The organism is Streptococcus sp. SI1 (assembly GCF_030439945.1).
Lineage (GTDB): Bacteria > Bacillota > Bacilli > Lactobacillales > Streptococcaceae > Streptococcus > Streptococcus intermedius.
In genome coordinates this window covers 63,847-81,883 of the sequence record NZ_JAQFJE010000006.1, presented here as the reverse complement: position 1 = coordinate 81,883, position 18,037 = coordinate 63,847, and the positions used below count along the sequence as shown (strand labels likewise).

Annotated in this window: 16 protein-coding genes and 1 pseudogene; 4 read left to right on the top strand and 13 right to left on the bottom strand. The window is 40.4% G+C overall.

Annotated elements, in window-relative coordinates:
• Window positions 1-19: 19 nt before the first annotated feature.
• Window positions 20-674 (top strand): annotated as a pseudogene (locus PCY10_RS08055) (TetR/AcrR family transcriptional regulator).
• A gap of 122 nt (window positions 675-796) precedes the next feature.
• Here PCY10_RS08055 and PCY10_RS08050 read toward each other — a convergent pair.
• The 13 genes from PCY10_RS08050 to PCY10_RS07990 form a co-directional block, all read right to left on the bottom strand.
• Window positions 797-1,408: an HAD-IA family hydrolase gene (locus PCY10_RS08050; protein WP_021002316.1), complete on the bottom strand. Its 612-nt coding sequence runs from the start codon at window positions 1,406-1,408 to the stop codon at window positions 797-799.
• On the bottom strand, window positions 1,405-2,682 hold the full coding sequence (locus PCY10_RS08045; protein ID WP_021002315.1) for an MATE family efflux transporter: 1,278 nt from the start codon (window positions 2,680-2,682) through the stop codon (window positions 1,405-1,407). Before PCY10_RS08045 ends, PCY10_RS08050 begins: the two co-directional genes overlap by 4 nt.
• A 109-nt stretch (window positions 2,683-2,791) precedes the next feature.
• Window positions 2,792-4,276 (bottom strand): threonine synthase, encoded by a 1,485-nt coding sequence (gene thrC, locus PCY10_RS08040; RefSeq protein WP_021002314.1) that lies wholly within the window; start codon window positions 4,274-4,276, stop codon window positions 2,792-2,794.
• A 302-nt stretch (window positions 4,277-4,578) separates the two neighbouring features.
• A complete protein-coding gene (locus PCY10_RS08035; protein WP_301558976.1) occupies window positions 4,579-5,202 on the bottom strand; it encodes a V-type ATP synthase subunit D in 624 nt (207 codons plus the stop codon).
• A 12-nt stretch (window positions 5,203-5,214) separates the two neighbouring features.
• Window positions 5,215-6,606 (bottom strand): V-type ATP synthase subunit B, encoded by a 1,392-nt coding sequence (locus PCY10_RS08030; protein ID WP_003071147.1) that lies wholly within the window; start codon window positions 6,604-6,606, stop codon window positions 5,215-5,217.
• On the bottom strand, window positions 6,593-8,383 hold the full coding sequence (locus PCY10_RS08025) for a V-type ATP synthase subunit A (protein WP_021002313.1): 1,791 nt from the start codon (window positions 8,381-8,383) through the stop codon (window positions 6,593-6,595). Before PCY10_RS08025 ends, PCY10_RS08030 begins: the two co-directional genes overlap by 14 nt.
• Window positions 8,384-8,395: 12 nt before the next feature.
• Complete coding sequence (locus PCY10_RS08020) at window positions 8,396-8,719, bottom strand: V-type ATP synthase subunit F (protein WP_003071151.1); 324 nt, start codon at window positions 8,717-8,719, stop codon at window positions 8,396-8,398.
• Window positions 8,709-9,719: a V-type ATPase subunit gene (locus tag PCY10_RS08015; protein ID WP_009567808.1), complete on the bottom strand. Its 1,011-nt coding sequence runs from the start codon at window positions 9,717-9,719 to the stop codon at window positions 8,709-8,711. The genes PCY10_RS08020 and PCY10_RS08015 overlap by 11 nt, the downstream gene beginning before the upstream one ends.
• 11 nt (window positions 9,720-9,730) lie before the next feature.
• On the bottom strand, window positions 9,731-10,321 hold the full coding sequence (locus PCY10_RS08010; protein WP_021002312.1) for a V-type H+-transporting ATPase subunit E: 591 nt from the start codon (window positions 10,319-10,321) through the stop codon (window positions 9,731-9,733).
• Between the two features lie 55 nt (window positions 10,322-10,376).
• Complete coding sequence (locus PCY10_RS08005; RefSeq protein WP_003071156.1) at window positions 10,377-10,856, bottom strand: V-type ATP synthase subunit K; 480 nt, start codon at window positions 10,854-10,856, stop codon at window positions 10,377-10,379.
• Between the two features lie 99 nt (window positions 10,857-10,955).
• Entirely contained in the window at window positions 10,956-12,914 is a 1,959-nt protein-coding gene (locus tag PCY10_RS08000; protein ID WP_021002311.1) for a V-type ATP synthase subunit I, read from the bottom strand.
• Window positions 12,904-13,227, bottom strand: coding sequence for a hypothetical protein (locus PCY10_RS07995; RefSeq protein WP_021002310.1), 324 nt, complete (start codon window positions 13,225-13,227; stop codon window positions 12,904-12,906). Before PCY10_RS07995 ends, PCY10_RS08000 begins: the two co-directional genes overlap by 11 nt.
• Before the next feature lie 452 nt (window positions 13,228-13,679).
• Window positions 13,680-14,504 (bottom strand): MurR/RpiR family transcriptional regulator, encoded by an 825-nt coding sequence (locus PCY10_RS07990; protein WP_009567803.1) that lies wholly within the window; start codon window positions 14,502-14,504, stop codon window positions 13,680-13,682.
• 119 nt (window positions 14,505-14,623) lie between these two features.
• Here PCY10_RS07990 and murQ point away from each other — a divergent pair, with 119 nt between their 5' ends.
• Genes murQ through PCY10_RS07975 form a run of 3 tightly spaced genes read left to right on the top strand, consistent with a single transcriptional unit; the run spans window position 14,624 to window position 17,988 of the window.
• On the top strand, window positions 14,624-15,550 hold the full coding sequence (gene murQ / locus PCY10_RS07985; protein ID WP_102570400.1) for an N-acetylmuramic acid 6-phosphate etherase: 927 nt from the start codon (window positions 14,624-14,626) through the stop codon (window positions 15,548-15,550).
• Entirely contained in the window at window positions 15,540-16,949 is a 1,410-nt protein-coding gene (locus tag PCY10_RS07980) for a PTS transporter subunit EIIC (protein WP_021002308.1), read from the top strand. Before murQ ends, PCY10_RS07980 begins: the two co-directional genes overlap by 11 nt.
• Window positions 16,933-17,988 carry a MupG family TIM beta-alpha barrel fold protein gene (locus PCY10_RS07975; RefSeq protein ID WP_021002307.1) on the top strand — a complete coding sequence of 352 codons (1,056 nt, stop codon included), beginning with the start codon at window positions 16,933-16,935 and terminating at the stop codon, window positions 17,986-17,988. The genes PCY10_RS07980 and PCY10_RS07975 overlap by 17 nt, the downstream gene beginning before the upstream one ends.
• Window positions 17,989-18,037: the final 49 nt, after the last annotated feature.

The window sequence follows — 18,037 nt, the reverse complement described above, 5'->3', positions numbered from 1 at the left end:
TTTATAAGGAGGAATCACGATGGTACTGGATACAAGAAAAAAGATTTTAGAGGCTTTTTTTGAGCTTGCTATGGAACACCCCAATAAATTGTATTTTTCATTAGCAGATATTGCAAAAAAAAGCGGGAATTTCAAGACAAGCTATTTACAAACGTCATTTCAATGGAACTTATGAGATTCTTGATTATATCCATAAAGAGATTGATGCAGAATTTCAAACGCTTTTTCAGCAATATAATAAAAAACTCTATCCAAATCCTTTTATATTTTTTGCTGAGGTAGTTATTCCCATCTTGTATACTCGACGAGAACGGATTAGTTGTCTCTATAAGACAGCAGCTGATCCTTATTGGAGAGACTTTTTACTAAAAACCTATGGACAATGGATTGAACAACATATTACGATTGACTATCAAAAATTAAATATTCCAAAAGAAAAAGCAATTCAAGTTCTGGTCAGTAACATTTTAATCTTTATTGAAATTTGGATTACTCAACCTGAACCTACTCCTCCTAAACAATTCGCAAAGACCTTTTTAAATTTGATTCATTTCCCTCTTGTAGATTATGTTTGTTTCAAACCACGTTCTCTTAATGATAAACTAATGATTCCAAACTGTTTAGAAGGTAAAGAAAAAAACTATGATAAGATGATTCCTAATCTTAGACAATAAGCTTTTAATAATGATGAAAACGAGATAGATTGTAATTTCCAACAATTCCAGTTATCTCGTTTTCTTTTTCTCTTATTTTTTTGTGGACTAAATAAAAAGAAAAGCAACTATTTTGCTTCCCTTTAACGGATTATCTTTTTTATATCTACTAACTGATTGATTTTTTGATTGATTGTTGGTCGGTAATCACAGAAATTGATGGATTGAATACCGCTGTTAAAGGCCACATCTACATCCAGCGTTCGATCACCGATATAGTAAGTCATTTCTTTATTCAACTGATATTTTTCCACCAGATAATCCACCCCTTCTGGATCAGGTTTTCTTGCAAATCCATTAGCCGTCGTCACAATTTCTGTGAAATAATCCAAAATATCTAAATCAGCTAAAACTCGGTAGGCATTTTTCCCCTTATGGGTATAAACAAACTGCTGAATACCTGCTTCCTGCGCCCAAGCAAGGATTGTCTTAGCACCATCCATAAGCTCGATTTGAGCATTCTTCTCTTGCAAGCTTTGCCCTCTAAATCGATTCATCTCTTCTGCATTCAAGCCTTTTTCAACTGCGACTTTTTCCAGCAATTTTTGAACAGAATGCCGCAAAATATAAGCATGGATACCCTCTCGGTCAAAGTCCAATCCATAGTGAGTATAAGTTTCTTCAATCCCCGCCAAAATAGCGTCATAGGAATCTAGCAATGTTCCATCCAAATCCCAAATAAAAGCTCTTGTCATGTCCGCTCCCTCATTTTCCGTTGATAGAGTATTTGTAAAAATAGCCAGCGAAAGCCATTGTCCAAAAGAGTAGCCGTCCAAACTCCAGGCAAGCCCAAGCCCATCGTTACCCCCAGAAAATAGCCTGCTACAATGCGAATGAGCCACATACCAACCGTCGTGGCATAAAAAGGCAGCTTAGCATTGCCCAACCCTTGCCAAACAGCTGTATAGATGACTGTTCCTGCTGTCATAGGCACTCCCAAAAGTGAAAACAGAACAACAAATAAACTAGCCTGAACAGCACCACCGTCAGCTGTATAAAGTTGTGTTAACGGCTGCCCAAACCCAAAAAGAAACAGAGCTATCGGTAACATGAGGCTTAGAGATAACCAGTACGTCTGCTTTGTCAGCCTCCTAACTGCTTGAAGGTCTGCTTGTCCCACTGCATGAGCTACCAACATGACTGTTGCAGTAGCGACACCAAAGCTCGGCATGTAGTTAAACTGGGTCAGAACCTCTCCAATAGCATTTCCTGCGACAGCATCTGTCCCGAACTTAACAATAATAGCAATCATCACAACATCCCCGGCTCGCATCATCAATCGTTCCCCAGCAGCTGGCAGAGATAAGCGCAGCAGTTCCCAATCCAGCTTCCAACTCCAAGGCGCCAAAGGTAGCGGCAATTCTTTCCATAAAATGAAGACGCCCACCAGACGAGCTAAAATGGTTCCCAATGCCACTCCAACAATTCCCATGTGGAAAATAAAAATTGCAATGCTGGAAAAAAGGACATTAAGTAGATTGCTAAAAAAGCTGACATACATAGGCAGGCGGGGATTGCTGGTCGCTCGAACCAAAGCCCCTAGACTTGTCATCATTCCCAAAAGAACAATTGTTCCTCCGATTAAAGCGAGATAGAGACCACCTGCATTAGCGACTGCGGGCTCCGTTCCCAACCAAGCCAATATTTGCCGTCCAAAAGCAAGCGAGAAAAGTCCCAGAAACCCACTCAGTATCAGGGTCAATTTAATGGCTTCACTAGTATGATAAGCCAGATTATCTCGATTTCCTTCTCCTAAACTCTTAGAAATTAGACTGGATACTGCTGATCCTAGTGCAATAAAAATGGCCTGGTAAATGCTAATCATACTGCCAGCAACCGAAACTCCTGAAATAGCCACCAGGCCTAGACTAGCTACTAAATACGAATCTACCATTCCCATTAGCATCTGCAAAAAGTTTTCTACCATGGCTGGCAAAGCTATGTTTAAAATCTTTTTATAAGTAGTCATGCATTATGAAACTCCTGCTCTAATGATACCCTTTGCTGTATGAGACTTGCAATAGACTGTTTACAAGCCGAAAACACTCAGGTAAGTCCCCTCTGAGTGTTGAAAATGGTTAAAGCCCTAAATCCTTTTCTACTGCTGCCTGCATCTGGTCAGCAGCAACAATCATTTTATGGCGGACTTCAGCCGTTTCGATGCCATCCACTGCTGCTGGAATTGACACACCAGTAAGATTATGCAACTGAGCTAAAGCTTCAAAATCACTCAGTCCGGTTTGGCCAGTCACAGCTTCGACTGCAACAACTGGGAATTTGTAAGGACTGGCAGTTGAAACAACGACTGTCTTCGTGTCATCACCTGTTTTGGTCCGATATTTTTGATAAACGGCTGATGCTACTGCTGTATGCGGATCTTCAATATAGTTAGATGTTTCATAAACCCGTTTGATTTCAGCCGCGGTCTCCACTTCTGTGGCATATTCAGCCGCAAAGAGTGCTAGCATTTCTGAGTCAAAGTTGGTCAGCTCATACTGACCATATTTTTTGAGATTGGTCATCAACTCTGCTGTCTTTTCGGCATTATTTCCTAACAGGTGGAAAATCAAGCGCTCTAGATTTGAAGAAACTAAAATGTCCATAGACGGGCTAGATGTCACCTTGAAACAGCGCTTCTTATCATAGATATGTGTTTTAAAGAAATCTGTCAAGACATTATTTTCGTTGGAAGCACAGATTAACTTGCCAACTGGAAGACCTATTCGTTTAGCATAGTAGGCTGCCAAGATATTACCGAAGTTTCCAGTTGGAACAGAAAAATTGACTGCTTCACCAGCTCGAATCTGATCGGTTTTGACCAATTGTGCATAGGCATAGACATAATAAACAATCTGTGGCACCAAGCGCCCGATATTCATAGAGTTGGCGGAAGAAAATTGCAACTTGTGTTCTGCTAGTTTTTTGCGAAGCACAGCGTTATTAAACATCTGCTTGACATTGGTCTGAGCATCATCAAAATTCCCTTCAATAGCCACTACATGAGTATTGTCCCCTGTCTGAGTCGTCATTTGTAGCTCCTGAACCTTGCTGACACCGTCTTTCGGATAAAAGACGATAATCTCGGTCCCAGGAACGTCTGCAAAGCCTGCCATAGCTGCCTTACCCGTGTCGCCAGAAGTCGCCGTCAGAATGACAATTTTATTTTCCAAGCCATGCTTTTTCGCTGCAGTCGTCAGTAAATGCGGAAGGATGGACAAGGCCATGTCCTTAAAAGCAATGGTCGAACCATGAAAAAGCTCTAAATTGTACTGACCATCTAGCTTGATTAAGGGAGCAATGTTCGGCGTATCAAACTTATTATCGTAAGCATGGGCAATACAATCATCTAGCTCTTGATCTGTGAAATCATCTAAGAAAGCAGATAAAATTAATTTTGCTACTTCTTGATAGGAAGCATCTTTTAGTTTTGCAAAATCCAACTCGACCTGAGGATAAGAAATTGGAGTAAAGAGACCGCCATCTGTTGCCAATCCCTGCAAAATAGCTCGACTGGCTGTCGTTGTATTGTTTGCGTCACGCGTTGATTGATAAACTAAAGTCATAAATTTTTATCCCTTTCATGTAGTCTGTTCTATTATAACATGACTTATCAGAAAATTCTCGCATTTCTATGGAAAATACTAATGTGTGTAAACTTTTGGTTTATTCTTGCTTGCACGTCTAATCATCGAAAAGAAAAACAGACGTCAACTCATCAAAGCATCGTCCGTTTTGTTTTTTGATTATCGTTGTCAGCCATAGAACTGAATGTCAGTGACAGTGATTTTAAATATCGAGTATCCCACTACCGACTTATTACACAACATTATTTGGCTACCTCAGTTTTTTGAACACTCTCCCATCATTATTTCACTTTCATAACTCTCACTAGACTAGCTCGTTCAGCCTCTTCTAGCTTCATTTCGATATATTGAATGGTTTCTATGAGATCTGGAATAGTTGCATACTCTAAGCCATTGACCCGGCGGCGAGTTTTTTCAATTTCATCCGCCATCAACTGACAGCTCTTTTCAATCTCTGCTAAGCGCAAAAGATCTGACAATAGGTTACTCATATCTTCAATCGTCTCATCCATCTGGCTGTTGGATGCCACGTAGCTATAAACTACATCTCCCTCATCATCACCGTAAGGATTGGCAATATGGGCATGCATCTTAGGAACTCGCACGCTCATGATATTTTCCTGTTCGATATGGAGATTGATTTCTCGCATAGGGACAGCAAAAATTTCTTCCACCATAAGGTCGCTTTCCAAAGCTTTTGCCAACACAAAGTCCTGCATATGACCAACTAGAGCTTCTTCAACTTTTTGGCGAAGGCGATTATTTTCGCGAACAGCTTCAATAAAACGACGCATCAGTTCATCTCGCTTATCCTTGAGAAGTTTATGACCGCGAGTAGCTGTTTTCAAGCGCTCTTTTAGATTGTTGAGTTCCATTCGAGTGGGTTTGATATTCAAACGAGTCATCGGCTCACCTCCTTAAGCTTGCCGCCTACTTTCTGGTAAATATTGGTCAATCATATCATCCTTAATCCGCTTAAGCTCCGTCCGTGGCAAGATAGACAACAATTCCCAACCTAAATCTAGGCTTTCTTCAATCGTTCGATTGGTATAAAATCCTTGATTGATATATTCTTTTTCGAATCGCTCAGTAAATTGTACATAGAGCTTATCCGTATCAGATAATGCAGACTCTCCTAGTACAACTGCTAATTCTTTGGCCTGTTTACCTTGTGCATAAGCCGCAAAAAGTTGATTCATCGTTGCCGCGTGGTCTCCCCGAGTCTTTCCTTCGCCAGATCCTTTGTCCTTGAGGCGCGAAAGGGACGGTAACACATTAATTGGCGGACGATAGCCACTATTGTAAAGGTCACGCGACAGGATAATCTGACCTTCAGTAATGTAGCCAGTCAAATCAGGAATAGGATGAGTGATATCATCCTCAGGCATGGTAAGAATTGGAATTTGTGTGACCGAGCCTTTCTTCCCTACCAAACGTCCCGCACGCTCATACAGAGTGGATAGGTTGGTATAAAGATAACCCGGATAGCCTCGGCGTCCTGGCACCTCTCGACGAGCAGCGGATACTTCTCGCAAGGCCTCACAGTAGTTCGTCATATCTGTCATGATGACGAGAACGTGCATGTCCTTTTCATAAGCCAAGTATTCGGCAGCCGTCAAGGCAATTCGTGGTGTCGCAATCCGCTCAATAGCAGGATCATTTGCTAGATTGATAAAGAGGATAGAGCGGTCAATAGCCCCCGTCTCCCGCAAGTCATTCATAAAAAATTCAGCTTCTTCAAAGGTTGTCCCCATAGCTGCAAAAACGACTGCAAAATTTTCTTCTGAATTGAGCACAGTAGCTTGACGAGCAATCTGAGCAGCCAATTCCTTATGAGGCAGGCCCGATCCAGAAAAGACTGGCAGTTTTTGACCGCGTACCAAAGTATTGAGGTGATCAATAGCTGAAATCCCAGTCTGAATGAACTCATCAGGATAATCTCTTGCTACTGGATTGATCGCTTGACCGTCAATGTCCAGGTATTTCTCAGGCAAAATATCTGGACCACCATCAATAGGCTTACCCATCCCATTGAAAATCCTTCCGACCATATCTTCTGATACTGGCAATTCAAGAGGATGACCGGTAAAACGCACCTTAGTTTTCCCTAGATTGATTCCGCTAGAGCCTTCAAACAGCTGCACCATCGCCTTATCTTCTTGCACTTCTAAGACCTGCCCTTGACGCTTCGTTCCATCATGGAGTTGGATTTCCACTAATTCATTGAAATGCACCCCTTCTACTCGATCCACAATCATCAAAGGACCGACAACTTCACTGACGGTACGGTATTCTTTAATCACGTTCATTGGTTGCTCCTCCTTGGGCAAGAATATCATGCAGTTTTTCCCGAATAGCGGTATCCAAACTGCGAATTGCTTCCAACTGATCCTCTGGGATAAATTTAGAGCGGGCAATCTGATCTCTCAACTCCACAGTACCATTCATAATCTCAGTAAAATAGGCACCTAAATTCAAAGAACGGTTAGCTTCTTCATCGAACGTTAGGATATTAGTAAGAAGAGCTACTTGTTTTTTAAAGGAAGTGTAGGTATCCACTTCGTCAAAAGCATTCTGCTGCAGGTAGTCCTCACGGATCATTTTTGCTGTATTCATGGTAAGACGATCCTTTTCAGACAGCGAATCCAGACCAACCAACCGTACGATTTCTTGTAGTTCACTCTCTTTTTGAAGAATGTTCATTGCCTTGGTTACCTTTTCTGACCAAGTCAACTGTTCATGTTGATTGATATAGTGCCCTACCTCATCTAGATAAAGCGAGTAAGAACTAAGCCAGTTGATAGCCGGAAAGTGACGACGTTGTGCCAACTGAGCGTCCAATCCCCAGAAGACCTTGACAATCCGTAGAGTATTTTGCGTGACGGGCTCCGAAATATCTCCACCTGGAGGGGAAACCGCACCAATTGCAGTAATACTTCCCTCGCGCTCGTCACTACCTAAGGTTTTCACCCGACCAGCTCGTTCGTAATATTCAGCAATCCGACTGCCGAGATAGGCAGGATAGCCTTCATCGCCCGGCATTTCTTCCAAACGCCCGGACATTTCCCGCAGAGCTTCTGCCCAACGTGAGGTCGAATCTGCCATAATGGCCACAGAGTAGCCCATATCTCGGAAGTACTCAGCAATTGTAATTCCTGTATAGATAGAAGCCTCACGCGCCGCAACTGGCATGTTGGATGTGTTCGCAATCAGAACAGTTCGTTGCATAATTGACTGACCAGTTACTGGATCGATTAGCTCTGGAAATTCATTTAAGACATCCGTCATTTCATTTCCCCGCTCGCCACAACCAACATAAATCACGATGTCCACATTAGCAAATTTGGCAACCTGATGCTGAACAACGGTCTTGCCAGCTCCAAATGGGCCAGGAACAGCAGCAGCCCCGCCCTTGGTGACTGGGAAAAAGGTATCAATCACGCGTTGACCCGTCACCAAAGGTTCCTCTGGGATTAGCTTTTGAGCAAATGGACGGCCTCTCCGGACTGGCCACCTCTGCATGAGACTACCGACAAAGACAGAACCATCCGCACGCTCAACTTCATAGACTGCTTCCTCGACCGTGAAGCTACCAGCTTCAATAACCGTCAGCCGACCACTAACACCAATCGGTACCAGAATACGATGCACTACCAGCTCGGTTTCTTGAACGGTGCCTAGAATATCTCCAGCTTGGACTTCATCGCCGACAGCTAGACAAGGTACAAAGTCCCACTTAGTCTCACGATTCAAATTAGGCAGCTGAACTCCACGTACCAGAAAATCACTCTGTGTCACCATTTGAAAGCGTGCCAAAGGACGTTGAATGCCATCAAACATTTGCGAAATCAGCCCCGGCCCCAACTCAACCGATAACGGACTGCCTGTTGTTTCTACTGGTTCTCCTGGCCCCAGACCAGAGGTTTCTTCGTATACTTGAATAGAAGCCTCATCTTGACGCATCTCGATGATCTCCCCAATCAAGCCCAAATTGCCTACATGACAAATATCCTGAATGTTCGCTTCCTGCATTCCAGAAGCAACCACCAAAGGACCTGAAACTTTTATAATCTTTCCTTGACTCAAGTCTTGCTCCTTCTAATTTAAAATATTTTGTCCGACTGCTTTTTCTACATTCTCACGAATGCGTCCCCGTCCTAATCCCATTATTCCTTTATGAGTCGGGATTAAAATAATCGCCGGCAATACTTGCTTATCATAGTAAGCCAATGTTTCAGGGATTTCTGCAGCCACATCCTCTGTCAAATAAATAATGGCAAAATCTTCTCGGCTCAGTCGGCGTAAAGCATTCACAGCATCAGCTGCTCCTGTGACTGGAAAAGTCTGAAAACCAATCAGGCGAAAAGGTAGAATGGCATCACGATTTCCTACCACACCAATTTTATAAGTTTTACTGGCCATAAATTGGTCTCATCCTTTCTTTAATGATTTCTACTGGAAGCTGATTTGTCAAACCGGTCAAAATAAGTCGAAGATTTTTCACTTCTAGCTCTTTTCCCAATAAATAGCGAGCTAATGGAAGTGGACCACTTGTTTCAAATCGTCCTTGCTCTAAGAGTTTAAACGGAACCAAGTCTGCTAAATATTCCAGTTCAAGATTTGTCAGCTTCCCCAAATGCATTTTTTCTTCATAAGAGCGCAATTCTGCATCAAATTCTAGTGGGTTTACTTGAGAAAACCAGTTCGTTAGTTGCCCTTTTTCTGCTAACTCAATCCATTCTGCACTTGTCAAAGACCCATCATCAGATAAGAGTTGTGTCATAAAACTATGCGGTTTTTGGTGACGAATGGCACGCTGCACTGTTGTTGCATTGTAAAAATCAATCGTCAACCGCACTAACTGCTTAAGCCGCTCATCTTCAAATTCAGATTCCAACCTTTTTAAGTGTGCGAAATAAGCTAGGTCCATTCCGATTTCCAAAACACGCACATCTTGGTAATCTTGGTATTCTGCCCAAGTTGCTTCTATTTCATCCACCATCAATTTTGGACAGTATTCCGCAGAAAAGGTTGTAATCAGCTGCTCCAGCATGTCTAACGAATATGACCCGACAGGAATCAACAGATGCTTTAAATTTAAGCCTGTTGCCTTGTGCTTAAGCAACACTTTAAGATTGTGATAGGTATATTTAAGCGTGAAAAACTCCACCAAAGCAGATGTTGGACTGACTTCAAAAGCCCATGTATACTCTGCAAACAAATGCTTCATGAGAAATCTCTCAATCGTATTTAAGTCAGTTAGTTGTTCATGATTCGGATTATATGCTGTCCCTTCCAAAGCTGCTGAGCGACTTTCAGAAGTTGAAGCTCGCAACAACTGCTCATATTGCGCAGGACTTAAGAAACTACTCTCATGAATACTAATTTCCGTATTAACTTGTGCGAAAGTATTGTCATTCATGAACAGTCTCCTTACTCTTCTTTATCTTGGAAAATAGCCTGAGCGATCCGATAGCTTTCCTCCTGCCATAAAGAATCCACCAAATAACGGTAGAGATAGTTATCGTCAACATTCCCTCGCGAAAGGAGAAAACCCGCTTCTCCACTCACAACTGAAGAAGCTAATTTCACTTGCGGATAACGCTCTAACAATTGTTCTAATTGAACGGCTGAATATTTACCAAATGTTCGTGAACCAAATGTCAAAACCAGCTCTTCTTGAGGATACTTTTTTAAAATCTGCTCCAAAAAAGCCTGTTCTTGTTTGAGCGACCAAGCCGCCATCTGCTCATAAGCTCCTGCAAATAATTCTTTCAAAATCCGTTGCTTGGTCGCCAAAGTAGATTGACGTTTTTCATTTTCAAGTTGCTGCACTTCACGCTGTACTTGACGTTTTAGCACTTTTACTTCTTGCTCACGTTGTTGCATTTTTTCTTGTTTCAGCCGTGCTTTTTGTTCTTTAGTTTCGCGATCAAGGGTTTCTTGGGCATTAGCTACTAACTGTCGCCCATTTTCATGCGCCTGCTCTAAAACCGAATCCCTCAATTGAGATTCAAATCCCATATCTGCCTCCTTCTATGAAATCAGATGGTTCAAGACCCTAAAAACTGTCTCATTGTCATTTCACATTCAAAACCATTAAAAGAGACACAACAAAGGCAAGGATAGCATAGGTTTCGACCATGGCAGCAAGGATTACTCCTTTCATTACGTCTTCAGGACGTTTTGCCAAAATCTGCATGCCTGCTGTCGCTACATTTCCTTGATATTTAGCAGAATAATAACCAACAATTCCGATTGGCAGTGCGGCAAAAAAGAGTGCTAAGCCTGTTTGGAGAGCCATTTCGGGTTGAACTTTAAAGAAAATTAAAATTCCAATAACAAAACCATACAAACCTTGCGTACCTGGCAACAACTGCAAAATCAAAGCGCTAACAAATTTCTCGGGCTGTTCTTTTAACAACGCTGCTGCAGCCTGACCAGTCGAGCCGACATTCCGCGCAGAACCAATACCACTAAGAAAAATCGCCAGAACTACACCTAGTGCTGCGAAAAAGGCACCGCCATAAGTTGAAAAATAAGATGAAAAAGCTTGCATAAATAAACTCCATTTCTAATAGTAAATACTATTTGTTTGATTGTTCTAATTGTCAATGGTATAAAATTCTGTCTGAGCAATTAAAACAATTTCGCTGAACTACTTTTTGTAGCGAACATATTTCCCTGCTGGTTTCAAAGGTTTAAAGGCTTTTCCACCACCATCGTAGAATTTTCCAAAAAATTCAACAAAAATCAAACGTGCTCCGTGTACATAGCCTGATAAAAAGGAGAGGAACATATTGATACTGTGAAGGGCAATAAATAGCACAATACCAATACTGAAGCGAGCAAAAGGAGGAAAGAGACTAACAATTAAGTTAAAGGCCGAACCAATACTCGCACCTGCAAGACCCAAAGCCATAAGTCTCGTGAAACTCACTAAGTCGCCCACATAACTGCTGATATTGTATAAATTAAACAATGCAGGCCCTAATCCTTTCAAACTCTTAGCGCTGATAATAGAAACGAGTACAATACCCCCAGCATTTATAATAGCAAGCCATTGTCCGATCAAACCAGCAATAGCAAGCGATGGGAATAATCGGCCCGCTGCTAATAAAGCCAGCCCGACGAGAATCAGCATCCAAGCAAAGCCTGAATTATAGGCTTCCGCATAGTCTTTCATGCGAATATTCTTTGCGCCACTGAGGTAAAGCCCTGTCATGACTGTAATAAACCCAATCACGACCGACATAATGAGAATGGTGATCACATCCGTACTAGTATCAACAATCGCAAAAGGCAATTTGAAACCAAAGAATGAACCGTAGATGACTCCCCAGAGTGCAACACCGACTCCTAAAATTCTAAAAAAGCGTAAATTCTTAGCCAGATTTGGCTTGATATGTAGGGCCTTCAAAGCCCAACTTGTTCCACCAAAGAGCAACAAACCATAGCCAATATCAGCTGCCATCATACCAAAAAAGATAAAATAAAACAGCGACACAACGGGTGTTGGATCTTTGTCTTCGTACTTCGGCAGCGAATACATTTCCGTTACCAATTCAAACGGCTCAATCAGCGCATTGTTTTTGAGTTTTGTCGGCACGCGCTGTCGATCAGCTGCCGTCATTTCATGGATTTGAAGCAAGACAGCACCACCAAATTGCTGCTTGAGTCCCATTCTCAAATCTTCTATCTGCTCCTGCTCAATCCAGCCCTCTAAGGCAACCAAATTCTGTGTACTAGCAAGAGCTTCCTTGCTTTCTTGACGAGAAGTTAAATTCAATACATAATCCAACTGACACTTGAGTTGTTTTAATTCTTCGTTTGAAGACGCCAGTTGTATTTTTGTTGAAGTTATGAGTGCTTCTTGCTCTTTTATCATCGCTTGTAATGCTACCAAACGCTCCTTTGGCAATTCCTCAAAAGCATATTCAAACAGCTTGAAACCAAGTTCTGTCAAAACTGCTTGGGTTTCCTTAGCAACTTCTGCTTTGCATAACACAAGGATTCCTTTTTCTGTACTGCTAGTAAAAACCTCTCGAACTTCCAGATTGGGATAATCCTGCAATCGAATATTGAACTGATTGTTTCCACTGGTTGGAATGGTTCCCACAAACGCACGAAGATGTTTAAATTGCTTAAGTGCTACTGGAGTAACATCTAAACTTGCCCATTTTTCCAACTCCGCCACTTCCGACTGAGCCGTTTCTTTGGCTTCTTGTGCTCTTGCCAACACTTGAAATTGTTGCTGAATCGCCGCAAGAAACGCTTCTTCGTCACGTGCTTGTCCCACCTGTTCTAAACTGACAAAGCTTGTTTCCAACGGAGCTTCCTTCAATGATTCCAGCATTTTTTTCTTAGGAACAAATGCTTGCAGGTTTTCAATCATACGTGCGAGTTTTTCCTGCCGCCGAGTCAAAGCTTGAAGATGTTCCGAAAAAGATGTATCAGGATTCCACACTAACTCTTTCTCAAAAGCACCTTTCCAGGTCTCTTTTGCTTGTAAATCCTGAATTTCAACCGATTGGAGATTTTGCAGATAGGAAAGGATTTCATCCAACAATTCTCTTGGCAACAGCAGCGACAACTCCTGCATCTGACTAATTGCCATATTTTTCTACCACCCTGTCTACAATCATTTGCAGTAACGCCTCTTTTTTATTTGACAAAGCTGCTTGGACTTTTTCTTCGTTCTCTTGTTTCGTTTTTTCCAAGTCTTGTGTCAAGCTAGCAATCTCTTTTTCAGATTGTTCCTTTAACTCAATAAACAACTGTTGTTTTTCTTCATCATAGGCTCGCCCTAGTTGCTTCAAATCGCTGGCAGCTTGGTTTTGCAACTCCCGAATCTGATGTTGATAACCAGCTAGCACTTCGTCTGCTGCTCGCTCAATTTCTTGCATTTGCTCAAGAGTAGCGTTCGTCATATCTTGCACCTCCTTTGTATCATACAATGGCTGTAACGTTTACTTGTGTAAATTATAACACATTTTCAAACCATTCGTCACAGAGTTTTATCCCTTTTCTTTGCAAACAAGAATTATTTTACACGAAACACTACCATTTGTTAGACCAGCCTTATTTCCTTTTACTTTTCATCTGCTTGTATCATTTCTGAAAGCTTCGTTAATTCTCCATCACAACCACTTACTCAAAATACGGCATCATAGCAAAAAAACAACTTAAAATATTTGACTATCTGAATAGTCAAATATTTTAGCCCTCTTCTCTTACTTATTTTAGTTAAAATAAAGAATCTAAGATTTACCCCTAGATTCTCTAATGTCAAAAACAATTATTCCTTCAGTAATTTTTATATCTTAATGCATCCATCAATAACAATCTTTTACAATGATGGCACAAATAACCTAATTATCGTCTAATATTTCAAAGACTTGGTTAATAATTGTGTATCTTCTAATAACCTTCCTAACTGCTCACTATCCTTTTGAATCATAGCAAGATACAGCAGGTCTGTTAAAAATAAAGTATTGTTTCTAGAGTCAATAGCTCCCACTCTCACCTCTTGTTCATGTTTAGGGACACGAAATACAAGATCCCCTAACTGCGTCAGCGGATTTAGCCCAACACCTGTAATGGCAATCGTGAATACTCTTTGTTTTTTTGCAAATTGTAGTGGAGCAACAACCTCCTTTGTCAATCCACTATAGCTTATTCCAATTGCTAAATCTTTACTACTTGCTGAAGCAATACTGGCCATTTGAACATGACTATCCTGGACATACACACAGTTTTTTCCAATCCTATTTAACTTATAATAAAAATCACTACATACTGTTCCAGATGCACCTACCCCAAACAGATAAATTTTACTTGCTTGATTTAGTAAAGTACTCGCTTGTTCCAGCTCTTCGATTTTTAGAAGCTCCACTGTCTGCTTGATTGATTCTGTGTAAGAACTTGCTAATTTTAGCACTAAATCACTCAAACTATCATTGGACAGAATACTACCATTATACAAATTATCATACTTGGTTTTTGATAATTCTAATTTAAACTTAGCAAAATTTGAATAGCCGAATTTTTTCGCCAATCTACTCACTGTAGCAGTTGACACTTCTGCTTGTTCTGCTAAATTCCGGATAGTTAATTCTTCAATGTGCAAGAGGTTCTTTTCTATATAGTTTAACAACTTTTGTTCTGCTTTTGTTAAACCGCTTATTTGATTATGTATGATCGCCATATAATTTCACTTCCTTTGTTACTATTTTACATTTTTTTAGATAAATATTGAAATTTTATAACTTTTGTTTTATAATATGATTTGAGTAAGCGTTTACAAAAATGAAAGGGGCTTTATAAATGGATATTGACCAGCTCAATACTGAACAAGCAAATCCTGATTCGTTCGAGATTGAAAAAATGACCACCAAACAGATTACATCTTATATCAATCGAGAGGATCAAAAAGTACCTTTAGCAGTAGCACAAGCCCTACCGGCAATTAATAGCTTAATTGATGCTACTATTTCTCAATTGCAGCAAGGCGGTAGAATCATTTATGTAGGAGCTGGGACATCTGGACGTTTAGGAATTTTAGATGCTTCAGAATGTCCGCCTACTTATGGAGTAGAAGCTGACTTAGTCCAAGGGATTATAGCAGGAGGAAACAGAGCTATTCACCTTGCTCAAGAAGGAGCAGAAGATGATAGGCAAGCGGCTAAAATAGACTTAAGTAAGCTCAAATTATCAGATAAAGATATGGTTATCGGATTAACAGCTTCAGGTCGGACACCTTATGTAACAGCAGCACTCAAGTATGCCCATGAGCAAAATGCCCAAACAGGTTCCATCTCCTGTGTAAAAAATGCCGAAATTTCTACTATTTCAGATTATCCCATAGAGGTTTTAGTCGGTCCGGAAGTAATCACTGGATCAAGTAGAATGAAAGCAGGAACTGCACAAAAATTAATTTTAAATATGATTTCTACTACTAGCATGATCCGTCTTGGTAAAATATATAAAGGTTATATGGTCGATGTGAAACCAACAAATGAAAAACTTGTGGAAAGAGCCCAGAGAATTATTCAGAAAACAACCGGTGCCAACTCACAGGAAGCAAGAGATATATTTGAAAAAGCGAAAGGAAACGTAAAACTTGCGATTTTGATGCAATTAGGTCATTTAACTACAGAGCAAGCGGAAAATATGTTACTTGAAAATCACCAAAACATTGCGCTGTCTATTGAGACTCTATTACAAGAAAAGGAGAATACTCATGAATGTTGAACAAGTGGCAACTGAACTTTTAAACAATGTTGGCGGATCCAATAATATAAAAAGTAATGCCAATTGCATGACTCGGTTAAGACTAGGACTTAAAAACCCTGAATTGGCTAACATTGAAAAATTAAAGAAAATTGATGGCGTTTTAGGCGTTGTAGAAGCGGATACTTTGCAGATTATTTTTGGGCCTGGCATTATTACTAAAGTAGCTCAAGCATTTGCGGAACTCTCTCATCTTCCTCTCGGAAGCATAGACGAAACTATCGATGTTGAAAATCTCACCAAAATCAATAAAAGTGCTAATAAGCAAAAGCATGACAAACCACTACAACGCTTTTTGCAAAAAATAGCCAATATTTTCATCCCTTTATTACCAGGAATCATCGCTGCAGGAATGATTAATGGCATCACCAACATCATCAATGTTTCAACGGGAAATGCCTTTGCCATGGCATGGTGGTATCAATGTATTCGGACAATGAGTTGGGGATTATTTACATTTCTACCAATCTTTGTTGGCATGAATGCTGCAAAAGAATTTAAAGGTAGCCCAATTTTAGGTGCAATTGCTGGCGCTATGTATGTAAGTGTTCCCTCTATGCCATTACTAACAAAAGGGATTTTACTTCCTCTTGTAAACAAAGCTTATTCAACCGGAATCGGTGGGTTATTAGCGGCTTTATTTGGTGGTATTTTATTTGCTTATTTAGAACGCACCATCAGAAAATTTATGCCAGATTTTCTTGATACATTTCTCACACCACTGCTGACAGTCATTATTGGTGGTTTTTTAGCTTTGCTGATCATTCAACCACTTGGTGAGTTGATTACGGGAAGTATTTTTACTACTTTAAACTTCTTCTATGAAAAATTAGGTGTCCTTGGAGGTTATCTCTTATCAGCAGGATTTTTACCTCTTGTTTCAGTAGGACTACACCAAGCACTCACCCCTATCCATGTTCTCCTCAACAATCCATCTGGACCAACCTCAGGGATTAACTATCTGCTTCCAATTTTAATGACAGCTGGGGGCGGACAAGTGGGGGCAGGTCTTGCTCTTTATCTGAAAACGAAAAACAAAAAATTAAAACAAATTACGCGCGACTCTTTACCAGTTGGAATACTAGGAATTGGTGAACCGCTAATGTACGCTGTCACTCTACCTCTTGGGAAGCCATTTATCACAGCATGTCTTGGTTCTGGCTTTGGTGGTATCTTAGCTGTATTATTCCACTTAGGTACTGTCACTCAAGGGGTATCAGGCTTATTTGGTTTGTTAATAATGGTGCCTGGCACACAAATCCAATTTGTTATTGCAATGCTTGGTGCCTACTTAGCTGGCTTTGTGATCACCTGGTTCTTTGGTGTGGACGAGGAGCGAATCAATGCAATATACAACTGACCAGACGTTTAACACTCCTTTAGGCTTTTCCCTTTATACATCCAACAATTTAGCAGACAGCAAACAGTGGATAAGAGATTATCAAAAGGCAGGTTTCTCATTTGCTTTCACATCATTAAATCTTCTTGAAGAGGCAGACCAATCGAATAAAATACGTCCACTGCTTCAAGAATGTCAGGAACATTCTATTCATACCTTTGTAGACATTAATCGTCAAGTTTTAGATAGCTTCGGAATTGATGGATTAAAGAAACTCGGAATTGTTGCCCTGCGGATTGATGATGGCATTACTGATTCTGAGATCGTAATATTATCAAATCATTTTAAAATTGTTTTGAATGCATCCACTCTTACATCTCAAAAAATCAGTCGTCTAAAAATACAGGGACTAAAAACAAGCCAGTTAATTGCCTGCCATAATTATTACCCCAAACCATATACAGGATTGAGCCTTCACAAAGTGAAACAATTCAATCAGCAATTACACCAGTATAATATCCCTGTTGTTGCGTTTATTCCAGGAGAAATAAAAAGATTACCGATTTTTGAAGGTTTGCCAACTATTGAAGAACAGCGCCATATAAAACCTCTGCAAGCTGCTCTTGAATGCTTAGTAGCTGCTGAATGCGACTACATTTGTATAGGGGACAATGCACTCTCGGCCTCCTCACTAAGTAAATTTTCTTTCCTAGCAAAAGAGGTTATTCCATTAGAAGCCGCTGTCCCTTCTCCCTTGTATCATATGATTTTTGAAAATCGACTAGATAGTAGCGATTATGTTATTCGAGCGGCTTATTCGCGGCAACAACTAAAACAATTTAAGCTATCAGGAGCAATTCAGCAACGACATCTCGGCGATATTGTCATTGCCAATGAAAAATTTTTACGCTATGAAAAAGAATTAGAAATTTGTCTTTGCAACCTTCCAGTAGATGAACGACAGACTATAATTGGAAAAGTCCGAAATGAAGATTTAGCTTTATTACATTATGTTCAATCCCCATTTAAATTTTCTTTTGTGAAATTGAATGTCAAATAGTTTTTTATTAGTCGTTGGAGACAAGATCTATCAACTACTAATTTTTTAA

Bases quoted from the DNA above. Each gene is read 5' to 3' on its own strand.
- PCY10_RS08050 (WP_021002316.1), bottom strand. From the start codon at position 1,408: ATGACAAGAGCTTTTATTTGGGATTTGGATGGAACATTGCTAGATTCC.
- PCY10_RS08045 (WP_021002315.1), bottom strand. From the start codon at position 2,682: ATGACTACTTATAAAAAGATTTTAAACATAGCTTTGCCAGCCATGGTA.
- thrC (WP_021002314.1), bottom strand. From the start codon at position 4,276: ATGACTTTAGTTTATCAATCAACGCGTGACGCAAACAATACAACGACA.
- PCY10_RS08035 (WP_301558976.1), bottom strand. From the start codon at position 5,202: ATGACTCGTTTGAATATCAAACCCACTCGAATGGAACTCAACAATCTA.
- PCY10_RS08030 (WP_003071147.1), bottom strand. From the start codon at position 6,606: ATGAACGTGATTAAAGAATACCGTACCGTCAGTGAAGTTGTCGGTCCT.
- PCY10_RS08020 (WP_003071151.1), bottom strand. From the start codon at position 8,719: ATGGCCAGTAAAACTTATAAAATTGGTGTGGTAGGAAATCGTGATGCC.
- PCY10_RS08015 (WP_009567808.1), bottom strand. From the start codon at position 9,719: ATGAATGACAATACTTTCGCACAAGTTAATACGGAAATTAGTATTCAT.
- PCY10_RS08010 (WP_021002312.1), bottom strand. From the start codon at position 10,321: ATGGGATTTGAATCTCAATTGAGGGATTCGGTTTTAGAGCAGGCGCAT.
- PCY10_RS08005 (WP_003071156.1), bottom strand. From the start codon at position 10,856: ATGCAAGCTTTTTCATCTTATTTTTCAACTTATGGCGGTGCCTTTTTC.
- PCY10_RS08000 (WP_021002311.1), bottom strand. From the start codon at position 12,914: ATGGCAATTAGTCAGATGCAGGAGTTGTCGCTGCTGTTGCCAAGAGAA.
- PCY10_RS07995 (WP_021002310.1), bottom strand. From the start codon at position 13,227: ATGACGAACGCTACTCTTGAGCAAATGCAAGAAATTGAGCGAGCAGCA.
- PCY10_RS07990 (WP_009567803.1), bottom strand. From the start codon at position 14,504: ATGGCGATCATACATAATCAAATAAGCGGTTTAACAAAAGCAGAACAA.
- murQ (WP_102570400.1), top strand. From the start codon at position 14,624: ATGGATATTGACCAGCTCAATACTGAACAAGCAAATCCTGATTCGTTC.
- PCY10_RS07980 (WP_021002308.1), top strand. From the start codon at position 15,540: ATGAATGTTGAACAAGTGGCAACTGAACTTTTAAACAATGTTGGCGGA.
- PCY10_RS07975 (WP_021002307.1), top strand. From the start codon at position 16,933: ATGCAATATACAACTGACCAGACGTTTAACACTCCTTTAGGCTTTTCC.